The following is a 21550-nucleotide window of genomic DNA, read 5'->3' as shown; positions in this document are numbered from 1 at the left end:
CCCATTTATTAAATATAGACAATTATCATACTTTTCTCATTACATCTGATGTTGTTTAGCATTGCAGTAATTTTAAGAACTTGAACCTGCAACAACCAATTTTACAATCAGAAAAAAAAGATTATTATACGTATCAAAAAAACGGACAAATCACATTTTGTGATTTGTCCGTCCAAATACTTAGGTATCAATTCACGACCGCCTTTTATAAAACATTGCATAAAATTACGGTGATCAGTGAGGCCAACTTCTATATTCCAATTGGCATATTTTTAAAATAGCCGGATTTTAACCTCCTGCTTTTTCATCTGTGAAAAACTGAAAACCTGCTTTTTTCTCAATAAGCTGCATCGGATATAATTTGGGATTATATTCTCCGTTGAGTATCTCATTCAGCGCATGCCTTTTAGACTCCCCAAATGCAACAACCACTATGTTATCCGCTTTATTGATCAATGGTGCCGTTAAAGTAATTCTGAACATTTCCTGAGGTTTCAGATAGTAAGCGGATACCCACTTTTCTTTTTCATCCAAAACATTTTCTCCCGGAAATAAAGAAGCCGTATGTCCGTCATCTCCCATTCCTAAAAGAATGAAGTCGAAAATACCGTCCGGCCCAAGAACTTTTCGGATCTGTTGTTCATAGTCTTTAGCATACTCTTCAGGTGCTATACCTTCCTTATACATTGGAAAAACCTGATCTTTGTTAACCGGAACCTTATTGAGTAAGGCTTCAAAAGTCATTTTAGCATTGCTTTTGTCATCATCTAAAGGAACCCATCGTTCATCAACCCAAAAGAAATACACTTTATTCCACTCAATCTTTTCTGCATATCCGGGAGTTGCCAGCAAGTTGAAAATAGCCTTAGGAGAAGAGCCTCCGCTTAGCGCGACAACAAATTTATCGTTTTTCTCTATTGATTTTTTTGAAAGATCAACAAAGGTATCTGCTGCTTTTTTATACAGCTTATCCAGATCTTCAAATATCGTAATATTCATTTTTTTCTTTTTAAATTAATACTTGCTACACCCAGCTATGCCCCTGTCTTTCAACCAATGAAATACTGTCATCCGGTCCCCAGCTCCCCGCTTTATAATTAGGGAAAGAGGCATCTTTATTATTTTCCCACGCTTCCTGTATAGTAGTAACTACATCCCAGGCTTCTTCTACCTGATCGGAACGCATAAATAAGGTAAGGTCCCCGATAAGCGCATCCAATAATAAAGTTTCGTAGGCTTCTGGGGTATCCTCCTGACAGACAAAGTTATCAAAGATCATTTCTACCGGTTTTAGGACCAGCGAAAGCCCTGGTTTTTTGGTCATAAACTGAAGTCTGATATCCATTAGCGGCTGAATATTGATGATGAGCCTGTTTGCTGATAAAAGATGGGGACTATCCGAGAACGTTGAATGCGGCAAAGGTTTAAACTGGATCGTAATATAAGAATGCTTTTCTTTCATTTTTTTCCCGGTACGGACATAAAAAGGAACATTCTGCCACCTTTCATTATCAAGGTAGAATTTTACAGCCGCAAAAGTCTCTGTGTTGGAATCCTTAGCAATCCCATCTTCCTGGCGGTATCCCTTTATTTCTACACCGTCTATAATATTCTTTCCATATTGGCCCCTCACCGCATAATGATCGACCTGGTCCGGAGAAATTCTACGGATTGCTTTCAGAACATCTACTTTCCGGTCTCTAATCTCCCCGGATTCAAGGGATGCAGGCGGTTCCATAGCAACCATACAAAGGATTTGCAATAAATGGTTCTGAACCATATCCCGTAATGCTCCGGTTTGCTCATAGAAAGCTCCACGCGTCTCTACCCCCACTTCCTCGGCAACAGTGATCTGCACAGATTCTATATATTTATGATCCCATAAAGGTTCAAAAATAGAATTCCCAAATCTGAATGCCAATATATTCTGAACGGTTTCTTTTCCTAAATAATGATCGATACGATAGATCTGTTCTTCTTCAAATGTCTGTGCCAGAAGACTATTAAGCTCTATTGCCGATTGTTTATTATAGCCAAAAGGTTTTTCGATAATGATGCGGTCTTTTTTAGCATCACCGGCTAAAGCTGTATTTTTAATATGGTTTGAAATGGTAGCTATGAAATTAGGTCCTATTGATAAGTAAAACAATCTGTTGGCCCGTACACCGTACACTTTATCAAAAGCCTCCAGCTTCTCATACAACGACAGGTATGAACTTTCTTCATCCAGCTGATGCTGAAAATAGGTAATATGTGCCTGAAAGCCTGCCCAGTCCTCAGAAGTCACTTTTTTTCTGGAAAAACGCTCCAGATTTTCTTTAATATAGCTCCTGAAATATTCATCAGTATTGTCTGCTCTTCCTAGTGCAACAATATTAAAGCCTTTTGGCATTCTGCCATCGATATACAAGTTATAAAAAGCCGGAAAAAGTTTTCTTTTTGCCAGGTCTCCTGTAGCACCAAAAATTATAATGGTTGTTGGCTGCAAGATTTTATTTTCATTCATTTTTCCGAATTTATTGATTTAGACTTTGCCAAGAAGTATGAAAAACTCCTTCTCTGTCGGTTCGCTGATAGGTATGTGCTCCAAAGTAATCACGCTGAGCCTGGATAAGATTTACAGGAAGAGATGCTGTGGTATAGGCATCAAAATAACCTAAAGCAGTCTGCAGCCCTAAGCTTGGAATTCCATTAGAGGCAGCATAAGTCGCTGTTTTTCTTAATGAGCTTATTTTTTCTTTAACAATAACTGAAATATCCTTATCAAGTAAGATATTGGATAAATGAGGGTCTTGGGTGTACGCCAGATAAAATTTCTCTAACAGCACGGAACGAATAATACAACCTCCTCTCCAGATTTTTACAACATCTTTTAACGGAATTTCAAAACCATATTCCTCAGATGCTTTAACCAGTAAAGCCAGTCCCTGCGCATAACTGATCAGGGTAGCCAGATAAAGTGCATCTCCTACTTCTTTAATAAATGCTTTAGTATCTTCCGGATTTGTTATTTCGCGGTCTGAATACAGTTTAGAAGCGCGAACCCTCTCTTCTTTATATGCTGATAATATTCTTGAAGTAACAGCAATATCAATCGTCGGAATGGAAACTCCGATTTCCATGGCTTGCTCAGAAGTCCATTTTCCTGTTCCTTTTGCCCCTGCTTTATCTAAAATCTGATCCAACAGGTATCCATCGGTTAAAGAATCTTTCTGTTGAAAAATATCCCGGGTGATCTCTGTTAAAAATGAGTTCATCTCGCCGCTATTCCACTCTTTAAAAACCTGATATAGCTCATCATTGTTAAGCTTAGCTCCTCTTTTTAGCAGGTCATAGGCCTCACTGATCAGTTGCATAATGGCATATTCAATCCCATTATGAACCATTTTCACATAATTTCCTGCTGATCCTTTCCCCATATATGCGGTACAGGCTTCATTATCCACTTTTGCAGAAATGGCCTCCAACATAGGCTGAAGAAGACGAAATGCTTCCAAATCTCCTCCTGGCATTATACTCGGTCCAAATCGTGCACCTTTTTCACCGCCGGAAACCCCCATCCCCATAAAATGCAGATTTTTTGAGGCCAAATCGGCAATACGTCTGTTGGTATCTTCAAAATAAGAATTTCCTGCATCAATAACGATATCGCCTTTACTTAAAAGCGGAGTCAGGCTTTCAAGAACTGCATCTACAGGCTTGCCCGCCGGCACCATAAGAATAATTTTCCTCGGACTTTCCAATGCGGAAACAAAATCTTCCAGAGAACTTATCCCTTTTATTTTCATTTCTGAAGTGGCCTCAGCCTCTAATTCTTTTACTTTCGCTACATCAAGGTCAAATCCTGCGATTGAAAAACCGTTATCAGCAATATTGTAAAGAAGATTTCTCCCCATTACACCAAGGCCGACCATCCCATAACTATATCCTTCCATTGTATTGGTATTTATTATACAAAGAATAAATTTACGCAAAGCCTATGAGGAAAAAAATAAAAGAATAGAAAAATTCCCTGACTTTTTTCATCTTCCTCATTTATAAGAAGATAGTTTAAAACAAATTTTTACGGATAATCTTCCGATTTTTAAAAAGGAAAAAAATTCACCTTTATTCGAAATTTTACAGATATACGATCCCTACTATTGAATAACAGTCTATTTATTTCAGTATAACGTGAATAAATATAAAATTATTTCGCATTTCTCCTCTCCTGCTTGACTAGGACCTGATAATTATGAAAATAATCTATTGAAAAATGAATACTATTTTGTGTAATTAAATCATATATTTGCCAAAATTTAAATTCATGAACTACAAACTTGCGCTTAATACGCAGGAGCCTAACTCTAACATTGTTTTTAATACAATTATGTTTGATTCTTTTAAGATCAATATAGTTGAGAGGTATGCTGGATCAATGAATGCTCGGCCGAAATTGTGTGAAGTTTTATTCAAGGTGAGAACTTTGGATGATAATATCATCCAGAAAAGAGATGGGAATATGAGGGTAAAAATCAAGGGAGATACTTTTGATGATTATCAGAAGTTATCTCAGAAACTAAATTCTTATGAATATAAAAATAAACTGATCAACAGAAAAGATGCTGAACAGGATTACGTTCACTTTATCCTTAGTCTGGTAATTGCAAATTACGATCTCAACTAATTTTTTGTATTCTTACAATAATTTTTATTGCACATTATTCTAAATCTGTAAGAGGTATTCCTATGGTTATACCTATCGGATTTATTAGGCTCAGGCAATACTGAATTGTCGGACAACTATTCCTTTACGTATTCATCAAGGGAAAAGCTAGCCTTATATGCTGTGGAATGATGAAGACTTGCTATTTCATTTTAATTTTCTATACCGCTTTTTATGTATATTTAAAGCAAACTTTTAACTAAAATGAAACAACAATTATTCTTTAGACAGATTATCTTTCTTTATTTATTCTCCCTTTCTATTTTTTTATTCGGTCAAAATAATACCTGGCAGCCCCTGGGTCCCGATGACTCCAGCCAACCTTCGTTCGGAACTTCTGACGTTACCAGCCTTACGATGGCACCAAATGGTACCCTATATTTTGGATACAGAGATTATGTGAACAATAGTAAAGCCACTGTAAAGAAGTTTAATGGTACCAATTGGGAAACCGTAGGAACAGAAGGATTTTCGGATGGCATTATATCTCAGATAGATCTCACTACAGCCCCGGATGACACTCCGTATATTGCCTATCAGGATTATGCGAATGGTAGTAAATTGACGGTAAAAAAATTCAATGGTATCAGCTGGGAAACAGTAGGAATACAAGGATTTACGAGCAGTGGTCCCATTTTTATCAGTTTAGTTATTGCCCCTGATGGAACACCATACGTAGGATATTCAGATAATAATAACAATAAAAAAGCTACTGTAATGAAGTTTAACGGAACGATTTGGGAAACAGTGGGAACATTAGGTTTTTCAGCTGGAGATGCCCAATATGTCAATCTTGCTGTAGCACAGAATGGAACTCTATATGCAGGGTACAGAGACATTGTTAGCGGAGGCAGAGCAACCGTGAAAAAATTTAATGGTAACAGCTGGGAGACGGTAGGAATATCCGGATTCTCGGTAGATCTCAGTGCCATGTATGTAAGTCTTGTAATCGCACCTAATGGTACTCCTTATATTGGCTATTCAGATTTCAATGACAGTGAAAAAACAACTGTTATGAAATTTAACGGTACCAGTTGGGAAACAGTAGGTCCGGCACAATTTTCCGCAGGCACAGCCATTTTTACCAACCTTGCCATAGCACCGGATGGCATTCCTTACATAGCTTATGCAGACGGTACTAACAATATGAAAACTACCGTTAAAAAATTCGATAACAACAATTGGGTAACTATAGGTACACCGGGGTTCTCAGCAGGAGGGGTTAACTATAATGTTGATCTTGTTATTAGCCCGGACAATAAAAAAATAATTGTAGGATACAGTTTATCGGCATCTAATGGCATTTTTGCCAGGTATTACGATGCAGGAGAACTGAGTATCAAAGAAACCTCAATTCTAAATTCCGGCATATATCCAAATCCTGTAAAAGACGAGCTCAATATAAAAACAGAGAAAAAGATCAAATTATGTACTTTATTTGATATGACAGGGAGGATCATTCTAACCGCCTCATCCCAAAAGATCAATGTCTCAGCACTGACAAAAGGAATCTATATGCTGAATATCCAATTTGCAGACGGCACTTCCTTATCGCAAAAAGTGATGAAAGAATAAAATCAATGTCATTTAATATAAAAAAGGCCTCTTAAGAGGCCTTTTGTTATGATTACAAACATCAACTTTTAAACATTATTAGCAAAAATTTTATCCCAACCCACTATTGATCACCTGCTTCGCGTCTTCCTCTTCTGCAGGCAGATAATTAATTGCTACATCCGCTCCTTCTCTTGCATAAGAAATAGCTGCAGCCCGACCAATGCCTGAATCACCGCCGGTGATCAGTGCTTTTATTCCTTCTAATCTTCCAGAACCTACGTAGCTCTTCTCTCCATGATCGGGTACCGGTGTCATTTTGTTTGCCAATCCGGGAAAAGGTTGCGATTGCTTATTAAAAGGCGGCTTGGGATATTTGTTCCGGGGATCCGTAAGCTCCTTCGCATTCGTTTTTCTTGTAGTAGTGCTTTGTGACTGCGCTAAAGCACCGGGAGCAACGGCTGCCACTGCAACAGTTGCAGCTATTTTTCCGATAGCATCTCTCCTTGTTATTTTACTTTCCATATCAATACGATTTATTTGGTGTTTAAAGAATTTATGATTTGAAAATAAGCAGCAGGACACGCCAATATTAAGTGCGAATTATTGAACATGTTACTGATTGCTCAATTGCCATATACTCTATTATATTCAGTGATAAAAGATTGTAATTGATTCGGTTTAATAATTATAATCTTATTACAATTATTTAGTGAGTGATGATTAATTGTTATTAAAATATCCCTTATGATAGACTGTCCAAAGAATACCATATAACCACAAAAAACTAAAATATGATGGAAAAAAATTATAACATAAGATTTTGTTGGCTGCAAGTTGAGCAGAGCCATTATTGAGTATTATGCAAACTTTATCTACAGTATTTGTAGCACTTCCAGAATGTTTATTTTAAATAGACTAAAATATCAAACACAACAGATTAAACATAAGAGTTGATAAAGAGATTTTACATTTATAAAAAAAAGACAACTATCAAATAGTTGCCTTTTTTTTGTGACCGCAGAAGGATTCGAACCCTCACTGTCGGAGCCGAAATCCGAAGTTCTATCCATTAAACTATGCAGCCGATCCGTAATAGATTGAAGTAACAAGATCAGAAGGAATTAAACCTTCTTACTCCTATTCTTTAAAGTACTACTAGAAAGTAATCTTTACACCACCCAAAATCTGGGCTCCCAATACTTTATATCCTTTGTAGGTTTGGTAGTTTGAGTTCAGAAGATTATTTCCGGTTGCAAAAATACTGAAATTTTTGTGAAATTTATACTCTGCGGAAAGATTTAAATCTGCATAACCACCAACTTTATCATTAGTGTTCTCTGTAGACTGATACATCATAGCAGGATTTGCCACTCCCTCGATAGAGTAAGAGTTTGTCGTTCTGTCACTTGCAAAAATTCCCTTGAACCCTAGCAATAACTTTTTATCAAGCATTGAATATTTCGCACCAATGCTGGCATTAAATAAAGGAACGTTATAAATATTATCGTAATTCTTCAAATTATACTTTGTGAATCTCAATTCAGCATCTAAAACAAGATTTGCCAGAGGAAAATACTGAATGCTTCCTTTGATATCGCTTACATTACCGTCATCGTAAATAGCAGAGAATGTATTCGCAAAATTATATGCAGAACGGTTTAATGTAAAATCATTATTGAAAAGATCATTAGCCTTAAAGAAAAGGATATCTCTCATTTTTCCAAAACCAGCTGAGAAATCATACTTGATTGTTTCATCAATATCCCCTCTTAAACCTGCATAAAAATGATATTTGGTTTCTGTAGGCTTCAACATCTGATCGGAAAGGATAAATGGATTTTGCTGCAAAAGGTCACTGTAAGTGTTTAGTTTTAAACCTCCGTCTACCCCTCCATAGAATTTGAATTCTTTTGAAGCAGCCACCTGGAATTCAGCTTTTGGAAACCAGTAGCTTTTATTGTTTTTAACCTGCTCCATAATGGCACTTGAATTTTTACCATTCAGAAATGCAAATGAAGAACCCACCATTAAATAAGACTCTCCCTTAGTGAAAGTAACTTTCGGATCTAAAGTAGCGTTGAAATAATTGGATGAATTTTTATCCCTGATTTCGAAATCGGTTTTAACGGTTTCCAATCCTACTCCCAAATCAGCATTCATGAGAATGTCATTTTTAGACAATTCTACACCATGTTTTGATAAATTCACCAAAACGGATGCCTGGTTTTCCTGAGCGTCAAAATGATCCTTTAAAAAAGAGGATTTAACCCTTACATCATTTAAGATCTCATTTGAATAGAAATCATAGTATCCGTTCACTTTAAATTGGTTTACCCTCTGCGTCAGATCCACATCTGCTGCAGGTTCCAGAGCATAGATTCCGTAATACCTGTTGTTATCCAATCCATATTGGGCGTTCAAATTGAATTTTCCTTTTTCTCCATAGGAGTTTAAGAAAGCCCCTATAGTGGCAGAACTCTGTTTGGAATCCCATGCATATTCTCTTTTCAGTCCCAATGTTGACAGAAAATGCACATCAGCCCCTACTTCAAGCTTATTATCAAGGGTTTTGGAAATATTGGCATCTCCTAATATCTTTCCGAAATTCCCCATCCCAAATTGCAGATAATTATTTTGAGCAGATCCTTCAAATTTCGGCGTTACATCCTGACCCTGAATTGTGGAAGTTTTAAAGTCTGAAACAGCAGGAACATCTGTAATCCTGTATTGTACAGGATTCTGAGATTTCTCTTCAGGCGGATAGTTCTTAATAGTTTCTATTGAAGTCTTTTTCTTTTCGATCTTTTTAACTTCCGGTTCTCTTTTTTTATTAAGAATCAGCCTTTCTTCCTTGATCTGGGAAAACGCAATCTGCGAAACCCCTAAAAATAATATGGATAATATTTGAATTTTCTTGTTCATTATTGCTTTGTATTTATGTATCTACGGCATGTATTAATGAAATAATACCCGTCGATACGACCGTACATTTTCTTTATTTTTTGATCTGTTTTTTCACTTCCTTAGCTTCATTAACAATTTCCGGGAAGTCCTTGTAGTTCGCAATGATCTGATCACAAGTATAACTTGCCTGGTAATTATCTTTTAAACCAATATAGTTTTTCGCCATCAGCACCAATGCTTTAGCTCCCCAATACTCCTCAGAAGAATAGTTATTAGCCAGCTTGAAGATGGTTTCGTTGGAAGATTTGAATGCTTTTCCTTTGTTCTGGTAAAATGCTTTTGCATATAATGCTTCTGCTGCCACCTCAGTATTGGAGGATTTTTCAAGAGAAGCGTAAGCTGCCTGGGCATCTTTATCTTTCGAAGAGTTCATGAGGCTTCTTGCCTTGATTACTTTTGCCGTCTCAATAACAGCAGCAGAGTTTTTAGTATTAGCAATAACATCATTGGCCAGCTTTTCAGCCTGAGAGAAGTTTTTCTCCTCAGCATACATCTTCATTAATTCCACATTCGCGTAGTTTTTAATATTGATATCCGAAGAGTTTTTAATATTCTCTAAATATTTTTTAGCTTCTGCACTGTTCCCCTGCGACACATAAATCTGGGCTAAACGGGTTTGTGCATCATCCTGGTAATCATTTTGAACATTAGCAACTTCCTGAAGCACCAATAACGCTTTTGTTGTATTATTCGTTTGATAATAACTTTCTCCCAGTTCATATTTAGCCTGGAAAAGTCCTTCTCCCGTAGGATTTTGTGTAAGGTATTTCTCATAATAAGAAATGGCATTCTTATAGTCTTTTTTCGAGAAATATTGTTTTCCTGTAGAAAGGTTGATCTCATCGATCTCCGAGGCATCTACATTAACCCCAATATTTTTTGCAAAACTTTCGTACCCTGCAACATCTCCATTTTTAGTAAATACAGGTTTAGCCGCCTGAACAATTTTCTGGGCGTATGCCGTATTCTTATACTGTTCTCCCAGCGATTTCAGCTCAGCAATCGCTTTATCGTTCTGGTTCTGATCAATATAATTTTGTGCCCTGTAAATAGATGCGTTAGCAACAAGGTCTTTATCTGAAGAGGTTTTAATTACTTTTGTAAAATAATCATTAGAGTTTGTAAAGTCATCCTGTGCCGCATATGCTGTTCCGATCTCATATTGAGAATCATCGTAATAATCGGATTGCGGATATTTGGACAGAAGGGATTTTAGCGTATTAATTTTAGCCTGCGTATCCCCTTTAAATCCTAAAGCCATCCCCTTCTGGTATAAGGTATAGTCCGTAGAATCCTCATTTTTATCATAGATAGCGATTGCATCATTCAGCTCATTATTTGCATAATGGATATCTGCCAAACGAAGTTCCGCATCATTTTTAAATTCCGGTTTAGGGTTGGTAAGGTATTGTTTAAAGTAGGTTTGGGCCTGATCAAATTTTTTGGATTTGAAATAGGCATATCCAAGATCATAAGGCAGCTGTTGCTTCTCTGGAAAGGTAGCGGTCAGTAATTTTTCATAACGCACAATTGCTGATGGATAATTTCCTTTCTGATAGTAAGTCTGAGCCAGCCAGTAAAGTGCCCTGCTGTTGAATTCTTTATTGATATTGAACGCAAGGCTTCTTAAGAAATATTTTTCTGCCTCATCATAATTTCCTTTGTTGAACTCCTCTGTTCCCAACAGGTAAGAAACCTCCTGATCTACTTTATCAATTTCAGGAGAAGAGCTTTGCAACCTGTCGATTGCATTTAATGTTTCCTTGTAATTCCCTGAATACAAATAGGATTTCACCAGCAAAGACCTCATCTCTGAAGCATTATCTGCATTCTGGTTTTCATTGATGTAACTCTGGATAACTCCTGAAGGACTTTCAAAAGGGTTTCCGATATCGTAGCTTAATTTTGCGTATTGCTCATGCGCCAGCTTCTTTACTTTTGCATCATAATTCATCTGGTAAGACGATCGGAATGCAGACAATGCTTCCTGTTTTTTATCTACTGCCAGATAAGCATTCCCTAACTGGTAATAAGCATTTTGAGCCAATGCAGAGTTGCTGTTCAGCAATTGATTGTAATAAGAAACCGCTTCATCATATTTCTTCAGCTGAGCAGCTACAAATCCCATTTCATACAAATCGTTCTCAGAAGGACTTTGCTGAACACTCAGGTAATCCTTCAGGTGCGGATATGAAGCAGCATAATCATTCTTCATGAAATAACTTTCCCCAATGATTTTATGAACTTCTGCTTTATAGGAATCAGAAATATTCTCATTCAATAAAAGATTTCCTTCAGAAATTGCTTTATCATAGTCCTTGTCATTGTAGTACATCTGAACGTAATAAGGACGAACCAGCTTTGAATATTTAGGCTGATCTTTTACAGAATCAAAATACTGGAATGCTTTATCATTCTGCCTGTTTGAGTAATACAAATGTCCCAGCATATAAGCAATATCCCCTTTTTGAGATTCATCAGCCGATTTATAGGCTTCTTCCAGCGCATCTATTGCTCCTTTAGAATCTCCGGTCATGAATTTTGCATATCCTAATTTCAGGATATACTGAGTATTTTCTTCTTTTGAAAGCTGATACTGATTCACATTTTTCAAAGTCTCCAGCGCTTTATCAAAATCTTTTTTAGCCAGATAATAATCCGCCAGAGGTAAATTAGCCTGAGCAAAATATGCTGAATGCGGATATTCTTTGATAAAGGCCGTTAAACCTTCTTCAGCATGATTTTTCTGAAGAATAACTCCGATCACATTATCAAAAAACTGGGCTGCTTCTTTCCTGGATCTCGACAGATTTTGATTGTAAAAATATTGTCGGGCATATTCGTATTGAGAAGCGTTGTATATTTTGGTTTGGTAAAGATTTTCAGCTAGATTGAATCTGTAATTTTCTTTCTGTGTAAAGTATTGAGACTGTTGAGCATCGGAGATTCCGAAATAGATCACAGCAGCCGCTAAAAGTATTTTTTTTGATTTCATTCTTTATGGAATAAAAAAATTAGTCTATTATATCAACGAAAGTATTGAAAACTTATTGCTTAGGCAAATCCCGGGCGGGAGTTTATGGAAAAATATAGAAAATTTAGCTATTTTTTAACATACTTTTATAATTATCATTACATTTGTTTTTTTTCAACTTCAAATATAAATATTGAATGAATCAACTTTTCAGGAGGAAAAACTATTCAGAAACAGATACATCTACCAGTCTTTTAAGAGTTTTAGGTGTTTGGGACATCGTTTTTTTTGGTATTGCAGCCATTATTGGAGCAGGGAGTTTTAGCAGTTTGGGCGAAGCTGTTTTCAGAGGGGGCCCCGGAGTTATTCTTTTATATTTAATTTGTGGTTTTGCTTGTGGCTTTACAGCGCTTTGTTACGCTGAATTTGCCAGCAGAATTCCTACAGCAGGTTCTGCTTACACATATGCTTACGCAAGTTTCGGAGAATTAATTGCATGGATCATTGGTTGGGCATTGATCATGGAGTATTCTTTCGGAAATATCTACGTAGCTTTTTCATGGTCCGATTATTTTACAAGTTTCCTGGGACGTCTGGGTATGCATATTCCTGATTATCTTACGTGCAGCTATACGGAAGCCCAAAAAGCATTCCTCAGCGGTTCAGAAAATAAGGAGTTACTCAACGCCTGGAAATCTGCCCCATTAATAGGAAGCTTAAAGTTCATCGTTGATGTTCCTGCCCTTGTGATCAATGGTCTTATAACATGGCTCTGCTATGTGGGAGTAAAGGAAAGTAAAAATTTCAATAATTCATTGGTTATTTTAAAACTGGCAGTAATTGTTTTAGTAATCCTTGTAGGGTTTTCTTATATCAATACCGATAACTGGACTCCGATAAGCCCCGAAACACAAACTCCATCGTTTATGCCAAATGGCTTTGCAGGGGTTATGAGTGCTGTTTCCGGAGTTTTCTTTGCCTACATTGGTTTTGATGCCTTAAGTGTTCTTTCTGAGGAAACGAAAGATCCTCAAAAAACTTTACCGAAAGGAATGATCATTTCCCTGGTTCTTTGTACAGTGATTTACATTGCTTTAACATTAGTCCTGACGGGAATGGTAGATTATAGAAAATTTGATGGTATCGGCGATCCTCTTTCGTTCATCTTTGAAAAATCCAATGCCAATGTAGCGTGGATGGAACTTGTCGTTTCCTTTGTTGCTATCGTTGCCATTACTACCGTATTACTAGTTTTCCAGATGGGACAACCAAGAATCTGGTATGCGATGAGCCGCGACGGATTGATGCCTGAAAAATTCAAAACGGTACATCCTAAATACAAAACACCATCATTTGCAACGATTGTTACAGGTATTGCCGTAGGAGTTCCTATCCTCTTTACGGACAAGACATTCATTCTTGATTTTACCAGTATAGGGACCATTTTTGCATTCGTTCTTGTTTGTGCAGGAGTTTTAATGCTTCCGGCAAAGGAAAAGATCAAGGGCAGATTCCACCTTCCTTATATTAACGGGAAAATTATATTCCCCGTAATATTTATTGGTGGATTAGTAGGTTTTTATATGTGGCAGCCTCAGTTCTTCCACAACCTCATGGATTGGAATGATCCTAAAGAAGGTGAATTCAGGGCTTCAATCTTTGTGTTCATTATTATTAATCTGATCCTTTGTTTCTTTACTTTTGTTAAAAATTTCTCCTTAATTCCTTTGATAGGGTTAAGCTCATGTCTTTACCTTCTTACTGGAATGAGCCATGAAAACTGGTTCTGGTTCGGATTATGGTTCGCTATAGGTTTAGTGATCTATTTTTGCTACGGATATAAAAACAGTAAGCTGGGAAAGGAATCTTCCAGAGACTAATTACAAATAAGCGAAAAGGCTCAATGGCTAAATCGCAAAAAATACTAAAAGGCAAAGTTGCGATTCCGCAGTTTTGCCTTTTATTTTACTCTTAAATGCTAGTGATTGATCAGACCTGAAGTCTATTCAGCATTCCTGTATTTTCAATTGTGAAATTTTAAAATTAAATCACGTTCAGGGCAGTTTCACCATTCATAAATCAGCGATTTGATTTCTCACCAAAATTGGCGAACTTATTGCTTTAGATTTTTGGAAACTTAAAAACCATTATACCATGTCTGAAAGAATAAAAACATACAAAGAATTTTATCAGTTTTATCTTACCGAGCACAGTAAAACCGGAACCCGTATTTTTCATTTTCTGGGAACCCTTCTGGTATTTTTAGTTATTGCTTACGTTATCAGTTCAGGAAAGGAAAGGTTCTTATGGTACATTCCTATTTTTGGATATGGTTTTGCCTGGTTCAGTCACGCATTGATTGAAAGAAATAAACCGGCAACTTTCAAATATCCCATATGGTCATTAATTTCAGATTTCCGCTTATTTTTTGAACTTCTGATCGGGAAACAAAAGTTTATCACAAAATAGTCGCATTTCATGCACTATCTCAAACGTATAATAAATAATCAGCCCGGGTTTTGCTTTGCAAAACCGGGCTGATTCAAACTTTTAGTTTTCAACCATTACTTTTCTCTATTTAAACCTCTTTTTAAAACTAAACTTCAACTGGTTCATCAGTCCCGGTTCGATAATATCAATTCCAAGTCCGAAATTGCTATCAGCAACTGTGTGATGTGCAGCCCTGAATGTTTCAAATTCTTCTTGCGGGATTTCAAGATTGACCAAAGGTTTATAGTCGATGAAAACAGTTGCTCCGTTTTTGGTGATCTTCTTACGGCTTGTATAGTCAAAATAAGGGTTATTGATTGTACTTTCCTGAACCGTATATTTTTCCTCCGTATCTATTTTCTGATCCGTATACAGATTGATCTCATATTTTTCCGTATCAAAATTGTGCCAGAAAGGCAAATCTTTATGGAGGAAATCCCTGGCACTGGCTTTGATTACATTCCGGTCAAAATACATTAAAAACCGGTTGTTTTGCGGATCTACATAATAAGGATTTTCAACGGTTGCCTGATATTCGATCTTGAATTCGTTCAGCTTTTTGTCATCACTTATAATTTCTATTGAAGCGTCCTTAAAAATATTCCTTACATCCATTCCGTTTCTGTCATTGGAATAATTCAGGCTGTAAAACAGGAAATTATTCCAGCTGTCTATCACCTCTCTTTTATTGGTATTTTTAAAATACCTTCTCATAGCGTTAGCCCTGTTGCCTTTGTATACCGTTGTTAGTTTTAATTTTCCGGTCTTATTTTCTGCATTGAACTCTACTTTTTCATCTATACAATAGTATGGATAGCGGAATGGTTTTCTCTGCTGTAATTCCTGATCTCGATTCACTTCCAGATAGTGCATAAAATAAATAAAGCCCCTGTTTTCAATCATCCCGAACTCATCACGGATTGTAGCATCTATGAAATATTCCTCTCCTTTATAATTGATTTTCACAACCACATGATTGAATGAAAGCAACGAAGGCAAATAATATTTGATATAATAATCCGTATGATAATTAACCAAAACAACGGATGAATCGACCCCAATATAATCCAAAACAACTTTCAGCAAAACACATTTCGCCTTACAGTCCCCTTGTTTATTCTCGTAAGTTACTGACGGTTCCTGAGGCTTGTGACCATTCATTTCATCAGCATTGAATATATAATAGATATTATTCTGAACGTATTCAATGGCAAACTGGAGTTTCTCGTCCTGATTACTAATTGCATCCAGTTTTTCGACAAGTTTTGGAGCAAAATCTTTTAATAATGACTTATTATAGATCTCTTCATATATAGGAGCGATATAATTGGAAAGATCTTTCCAGTTGCTTTCTGTTGCAAAATCAATGAAAGGAAAAATCTCACGGCTGGCATCTACAGGATTGATGTAATTTTCTTCCCGGATCACAAAACGCTCCCCTTTCTTCAGATGATGAGTTTCAGGTTTTAAAACATTTCCCTGCTCATCTCTGAAAAATACTTTTTTATAGGCAACCGGCTCTTCACGTTCATTAACAAAAGTGAACTGATAACTTCCGTAAGCCCAATAATTATCAGGGCTTACCCATACGTATTTAGAAAATTCCTTCCTTAAAAAATCCCGATCGGTAAAAGCCTTTACCCTTGAATCTTCAAGGATCAGAATATCATAAAGCCTCAGATCTTTTATTGTAATATTAATCTTCTTATTACTGCTTAAGATACCTCCGCTGCTTTGATTTTCACTATCCAAAACCTTAATTTTTGTATCTGGTATTTTATCGATCAAAACGCCTTCTCGTAATACACTGATTCTATGAATATGGTAAACTTCATTTTCTTCGACCACTACATCCATTACTGAAGCCCTCTCCAGATTGGAAGGTTCATTAAGAGTGTAAGCCATGCATACATACTCATTGCTTTCCGAATTGCTCGTGTAATAAATCTTGTCCAGAAAATAGCAATAATCCCGCCCTTCATTAATTTGTTTATTAGAGAAATCCGATTCTCTTATCTTTTCAATAAGCTGTTGATCGTCTACACTTCCCGCCCACGACTCAGGTTTTTGAATTTTGTAATTTTCAATGTGAATTTGATTATCCATATTATTATTTGCTATTTAAAATGTTTTGGTTAAAATAATTAACAGAGCGTAAATTAAATAATAAATACATAAAAAGCAAGAGTAGAACTACGACTGTTGCATACATTCTTTCGGCACAATAATTGCCAGTAAGTTTTAAAATTTAGATTTATGAAAAATATGATGACGATTGTAAGAGGAGCGCTTCCCGTATTAGCTTTGGCTGTATTAACACAATGTACAACTTCTGCAAAAGTTTCCAACGGAAATGAAAAGACTTTTATTGTTGGGCCTCAGACTGCTGATTGTACGGGAGTGGCACCTATGAAATGTCTTCAGGTAAAAGAAAATGCTTCAGAAAGCTGGACGAATTTTTATAGCAATATTGAAGGATTTACCTTTGAACCAGGATACGAATATGTTTTGAAGGTAAAGACTGAAAAAATAGAGAACCCTCCTGCAGACGGATCTTCTATAAAATACACACTGATCCAACAAGTTTCCAAAACTAAAAAATAAAAAATGCCTCCTTAAAGGGAGGCATTTTTGTATAGTTGACTTATATTCTAATGTTCATGATCTTTTGGAGGTTGCGGGTATTTTCCCTTGGTTGCCTCTCCCACTGTATTAGCTGTAGTCATAGCAACAACAAGATCATTCAGCATTCCACTCGCTGCTGTAGGAGAATTAGGTAACAACACAAGATTACTTCTGCTGCTAGCCCCCACAGAATGGAGTGTATCATAATGCTGCGTCACTACAATCAGAGCAGATGCTTCATGGGAATTGATATCCACATTGTTCAGCATTCTTACAGATTCCTCAAGACCTTTTGCTATTTCTCTCCTTTGATCAGCAATCCCCTGACCCTGTAATTTTTTTGATTCTGCCTCTGCTTTTGCAACAGCTACAATCCTGATTCTTTGTGCTTCGGACTCATATTCGGCAGCTGTTTTTTCTCTTTCAGCCGCGTTGATCCTGTTCATCGCATGTTTTACCTGTTCATCCGGATCAATATCCGTTACAAGAGCTTTGATAATATCATATCCGTAGCTTTGCATTGCTTCCTGGAGCTCTGCTTTTACAGCAATTGCAATATCATCTTTCTTTAAGAAAACATCATCCAGCTTTAACTTCGGAACCTCAGCGCGTACCACATCAAAAACGTATGAGGTGATCTGGTCGTGTGGACTTTCCAAACGGTAAAATGCGTCGGCAACCTGTGTCCTGATCACCTGAAACTGAACGGAAATTTTCATTTTCACGAAAACATTATCCAAAGTCTTGGTATCGATCATAACGTCCAGTTGCTGAATTCTAAGATTCATTCTTTTAGAAATCCTGTCTAAATATGGTATTTTAAGCTGCAAACCCGCATGGCGCACAGAATGGAATTTTCCTAAACGTTCTACAATAGCTGCAGTTTCCTGTTTTACCGTAAAAAAAGAAGCAAAGAGGGTTACAAGCCCTATAAAAACAATAATGCCTAAATATGTCATAGTTTAATAATTTTAATTGATAGGTCGTATAAGATACGGTTTTGTTATATTTTTTTTAACAAAAAAATCAATTATAATTACATGGTCATGCCGATGTCGATTCCTTTGATCTTTCGGTAGAGATCAGTGGCATAATTATCGGTCATTCCCGAAACAAAATCGATCACTCCCAATACCTTCTGGTATTCTGTTCCACTATCATATAAAAACTGGTTAGGAAGAAGTTTTAAAGCCATTTTATCATATGATTTTCTTTCTTCTTTTGATTTTAAAACGGAAGGAATGAAATGATCCAGCAATTCGTACATAACATTATACCCTGCGTTTTCAATTTCTACAACAGCTTTATGGTTGTATATCTTTTCGATCGAGAAGCTTTCGATATCCTGCAATGTTTTGTTATTGGATTTATAAATATCCAGCAACGCTTTATCCAGGTTCCCACGAAGAATATCTTCAAAGTTCTCTTTATAGGTTTCAATTGATTTATTGATCAGAGCATTAATAACTTTTGCCCGCAGATAGGAGATCCTTTCATTGTCATTCGAAATAGAAGCCAACTTCTGTTCTACTCTTCTGACATCCTGATTCTCAGATTTAATCAGTTCAAAGAATAGGTTTTCACAATCCGAGGTAGAGACAATCCCCAGACGATGGGCATCCTCCATATCAATAATGTTATAGCAAATATCATCTGCAGCTTCCACAAGCCATACAAATGGGTGTCTTTTAAAAATATGCGGCTCGTTGCTTTCGCAGATCAGGTTTGTTTTTTCTGCGATTTCCAAAAAAGTTTCCTTTTCATTCTGGAAAAAACCGAATTTTTTCCGATGGATGATTCCTTTTTGTCTTGCAATTGCCTCACAAGGGTACTTGGCAATACTTGCCAGGGTAGTTAGAGTAAGCTGAACTCCTCCTTCATCCTTGCCTTGCTGCTGATGAGCCAAAACCCTGATCGCATTGGCATTTCCCTCAAAATTCACCAGATCCGCCCATTCTTTTTCAGAAAATTTTGGTTTCAGATCTTTTTCATTTCTTTCAAAGTAGCTGGCAATAGCATCTTCTCCGGAATGTCCGAATGCCGGATTTCCCACATCATGACATAAACATGCTGCTGCTATTACATTACCTAAATTGTGCAGATAAAAATTCTTAGACTCTTCTGAAAGATCATGACTGAAACTTTCAGAAATAAACTCTCCTATGATACTCCCCAAACTTCTTCCAACTGATGAAACTTCTAATGAGTGGGTGAGACGGTTATGAACAAAGACACTTCCCGGAAGTGGAAATACCTGTGTTTTATTTTGTAATCTCCTAAAGGCTGCCGAAAAGATAATTCTATCAAAATCCCTCTGAAAATCTGTTCTGGACGCTATAGTATGTGGATTATTTCCCGTACGTTGATTGGTGAAAATCTGATTTAAATTCATCATTTTTCAAAATTACTTCAAATTTTACTTTTACGGAATACTATTTGAATTTTTATAGAAAATTAAAGCTATGCCAGAAGGTCCGTCTATACTCATTATGAAAGAGAATCTCCAGGGATTTACAGGAAAAAAAGTTACCAAAGCCTGGGGAAATGCTCAATTTGAAAAAGAGCCACTTGTAGGAAAAACTCTTCTTGAAATAAGAACTTTCGGAAAGCAAACCTATCTTGTTTTTGATACAGTAAGTGTGCGTATTCATTTGTTGATGTTCGGTTCTTATGAAATTAACGAACAAACAAAGCCGGACAAAAGCTTACGTTTAGCGTTAGCCTTCAAAACGGGAAGCATGTATTTTTATACCTGTTCTGTAAAAATGGTGGATTCAGAATTCCTGTCCACCATAGATTGGGAAGCCGATGTTATGAGTGACCAATGGGATCCTAAGAAAGCAGAAAAGAAACTAAAAGCGAATCCACAAATGATGGTTTGTGATGCTTTGATGAATCAGGATATTTTTTCAGGAGTCGGGAATATTATCAAAAACGAAGTTCTTTTCAGAATCGGAGTTCAGCCTGAAAGCCTTATCGGAAACCTTCCTCCCAGAAAACGTAAAGAACTTATTCATGAAGCCCGGAATTACAGTTTTGAATTTTTACAATGGAAAAAGGAATTCGTGCTGAAAAAGCACTGGCTGGTTCACACCAAAAGCACCTGTCCGAAGTGTGGACGTAAACTTATAAAAAAGCAAACTGGTCTAGGTAAGAGGCGTAGCTTCTATTGCGAAAAAGATCAAAAACTGTATTAATCCCAAAACTTTAATTTCGAAACTACAACAAAACCGACATTCTGTCTTCAAATAAAAGCCTTTTCCATTTGCGAAGTCCTAAAATAAATAATTAAAATTTTAGTGCATCTCATTTAACTTAGTGGGTAAATCATTATCCAACTCCCAACACAGCAAATTTTTTCACATTAAATATTGAATTGCCGCCAAAATAATGGTGGTCAGGTGAACTATTGTGCATTATCAAAACTTGTTAATTATTTAATTATGTCCATTCCAAAACAGATTTTTCAAACATTCAAGTCTAAAAAATTACCATTAATTACTCAATGGCACATTTGGCGAATGAAGAGAAAAAATCCGGAATACCAATATCATTTCTATGATGATAACGATATCCAAAAATTCATCACGGAGGAATTTCCTCCCCAGTATATTGAAAATTACAATAAGCTAACCATTGGCGCGGCAAAAGCTGATTTTTTCAGATATGCTGTTTTATATAAAAAAGGAGGAATCTATCTTGATGTAGACAGTGCCATCACAAGACCTTTAAGGGATCTCATTAAAGATGATGATGATGCTGTAATAAGCAGAGAAAGACATGATGGCTTGTTTGTTCAATGGGCACTGATATTCAATAAAAATCACCCTTTCCTAAAAAAGACTCTGGACCTTATGCTGGACAATATCGAAACCCACCGATATCCCCACAATATCCATGCTACTACTCGCCCAACGGTTTATAGCGAAGCAATCAGCCAGAGTTTGAAAGAAAATTCAAATATCTCCTATAGATTATTTCCTGGAATTGAGTTCAGAGGTTATCTACAATTCAAATATAAGCTGGGAAAATTCTTCCTGTATGAAAAAAAAGCAGAACACTGGAAGCTAAAACAAACAACCCAGGATATCATTAAACAAAATCAGGTAACATTGCTTCTTGTCATCCATACTTTGATGGAATTTATCATTTAATTATTAACGGCATTCTATTTCACAAAAAATTAGTGATCATTTCATTGGAAATATTTTAAAATCACAAACATAAATTTTAAT

16 protein-coding genes and 1 tRNA gene are annotated in these 21550 nt (G+C 36.4%); 7 read left to right on the top strand and 10 right to left on the bottom strand.

The genetic code is table 11. The features are described 5' to 3' along the window. Nucleotides 1-288 precede the first annotated feature (288 nt). From pgl to gndA, 3 genes are read right to left on the bottom strand one after another with little or no spacing between them, the layout of a single operon-like run. Complete coding sequence (pgl, locus tag AAEU33_RS12860; RefSeq protein ID WP_345987919.1) at nt 289-999, bottom strand: 6-phosphogluconolactonase; 711 nt, start codon at nt 997-999, stop codon at nt 289-291. Nucleotides 1000-1024: 25 nt separating this feature from the next. Continuing rightward, a complete protein-coding gene (zwf, locus tag AAEU33_RS12855) occupies nt 1025-2506 on the bottom strand; it encodes a glucose-6-phosphate dehydrogenase (protein WP_172278766.1) in 1482 nt (493 codons plus the stop codon). Between the two features lie 10 nt (nt 2507-2516). After that, entirely contained in the window at nt 2517-3935 is a 1419-nt protein-coding gene (gndA, locus tag AAEU33_RS12850; protein ID WP_345987918.1) for an NADP-dependent phosphogluconate dehydrogenase, read from the bottom strand. 371 nt (nt 3936-4306) lie between these two features. Between gndA and AAEU33_RS12845 the strand changes: the two genes are divergently transcribed. Further along, a complete protein-coding gene (locus tag AAEU33_RS12845) occupies nt 4307-4666 on the top strand; it encodes a prevent-host-death protein (RefSeq protein WP_345987916.1) in 360 nt (119 codons plus the stop codon). Between the two features lie 243 nt (nt 4667-4909). After that, nucleotides 4910-6280 (top strand): T9SS type A sorting domain-containing protein, encoded by a 1371-nt coding sequence (locus tag AAEU33_RS12840; protein ID WP_345987915.1) that lies wholly within the window; start codon nt 4910-4912, stop codon nt 6278-6280. A 90-nt stretch (nt 6281-6370) separates the two neighbouring features. On the opposite strand, the gene AAEU33_RS12835 is transcribed toward AAEU33_RS12840, so the two are convergent. The 4 genes from AAEU33_RS12835 to AAEU33_RS12820 form a co-directional block, all read right to left on the bottom strand. Beyond that, nucleotides 6371-6784 carry an SDR family NAD(P)-dependent oxidoreductase gene (locus AAEU33_RS12835; RefSeq protein ID WP_345987913.1) on the bottom strand — a complete coding sequence of 138 codons (414 nt, stop codon included), beginning with the start codon at nt 6782-6784 and terminating at the stop codon, nt 6371-6373. Nucleotides 6785-7274: 490 nt separating this feature from the next. After that, nucleotides 7275-7346, bottom strand: a tRNA-Arg gene (locus AAEU33_RS12830). Nucleotides 7347-7417: 71 nt separating this feature from the next. Then, the gene (locus AAEU33_RS12825) at nt 7418-9184 is read right to left on the bottom strand and encodes a TonB-dependent receptor (RefSeq protein WP_306612673.1); all 1767 of its coding nucleotides are present in this window, start codon (nt 9182-9184) and stop codon (nt 7418-7420) included. 73 nt (nt 9185-9257) lie between these two features. Beyond that, the gene (locus AAEU33_RS12820) at nt 9258-12221 is read right to left on the bottom strand and encodes a tetratricopeptide repeat protein (protein ID WP_345987911.1); all 2964 of its coding nucleotides are present in this window, start codon (nt 12219-12221) and stop codon (nt 9258-9260) included. A 176-nt stretch (nt 12222-12397) separates the two neighbouring features. Here AAEU33_RS12820 and AAEU33_RS12815 point away from each other — a divergent pair, with 176 nt between their 5' ends. Beyond that, the gene (locus AAEU33_RS12815) at nt 12398-14080 is read left to right on the top strand and encodes an amino acid permease (protein ID WP_345987909.1); all 1683 of its coding nucleotides are present in this window, start codon (nt 12398-12400) and stop codon (nt 14078-14080) included. A gap of 274 nt (nt 14081-14354) precedes the next feature. Next, nucleotides 14355-14669: a DUF962 domain-containing protein gene (locus tag AAEU33_RS12810; protein WP_172278780.1), complete on the top strand. Its 315-nt coding sequence runs from the start codon at nt 14355-14357 to the stop codon at nt 14667-14669. A 105-nt stretch (nt 14670-14774) separates the two neighbouring features. On the opposite strand, the gene AAEU33_RS12805 is transcribed toward AAEU33_RS12810, so the two are convergent. Next, nucleotides 14775-16796: a hypothetical protein gene (locus AAEU33_RS12805; RefSeq protein WP_345987907.1), complete on the bottom strand. Its 2022-nt coding sequence runs from the start codon at nt 16794-16796 to the stop codon at nt 14775-14777. A 150-nt stretch (nt 16797-16946) separates the two neighbouring features. Between AAEU33_RS12805 and AAEU33_RS12800 the strand changes: the two genes are divergently transcribed. Then, nucleotides 16947-17294: a DUF4377 domain-containing protein gene (locus AAEU33_RS12800; RefSeq protein ID WP_345987906.1), complete on the top strand. Its 348-nt coding sequence runs from the start codon at nt 16947-16949 to the stop codon at nt 17292-17294. Between the two features lie 47 nt (nt 17295-17341). Here AAEU33_RS12800 and AAEU33_RS12795 read toward each other — a convergent pair whose 3' ends face one another. Together AAEU33_RS12795 and AAEU33_RS12790 are read right to left on the bottom strand one after the other, a co-directional pair. Next, nucleotides 17342-18274 (bottom strand): SPFH domain-containing protein, encoded by a 933-nt coding sequence (locus tag AAEU33_RS12795; RefSeq protein WP_172278786.1) that lies wholly within the window; start codon nt 18272-18274, stop codon nt 17342-17344. Between the two features lie 77 nt (nt 18275-18351). Then, entirely contained in the window at nt 18352-19707 is a 1356-nt protein-coding gene (locus AAEU33_RS12790) for a deoxyguanosinetriphosphate triphosphohydrolase (protein ID WP_172279687.1), read from the bottom strand. A 70-nt stretch (nt 19708-19777) separates the two neighbouring features. Here AAEU33_RS12790 and AAEU33_RS12785 point away from each other — a divergent pair, with 70 nt between their 5' ends. Both AAEU33_RS12785 and AAEU33_RS12780 read left to right on the top strand, forming a co-directional pair. After that, the gene (locus AAEU33_RS12785) at nt 19778-20512 is read left to right on the top strand and encodes a DNA-formamidopyrimidine glycosylase family protein (RefSeq protein WP_273648300.1); all 735 of its coding nucleotides are present in this window, start codon (nt 19778-19780) and stop codon (nt 20510-20512) included. A 246-nt stretch (nt 20513-20758) separates the two neighbouring features. After that, on the top strand, nt 20759-21469 hold the full coding sequence (locus tag AAEU33_RS12780) for a glycosyltransferase (RefSeq protein ID WP_345987904.1): 711 nt from the start codon (nt 20759-20761) through the stop codon (nt 21467-21469). The last annotated feature ends 81 nt before the right edge of the window (nt 21470-21550 follow it).

This window comes from Chryseobacterium sp. Chry.R1 (genome assembly GCF_039645525.1).
In the GTDB taxonomy this organism is placed as follows: Bacteria; Bacteroidota; Bacteroidia; order Flavobacteriales; family Weeksellaceae; genus Chryseobacterium; species Chryseobacterium proteolyticum.
Note: the sequence above shows the minus strand (reverse complement) of the source record. Positions and strands in the feature narration are given on the sequence as shown.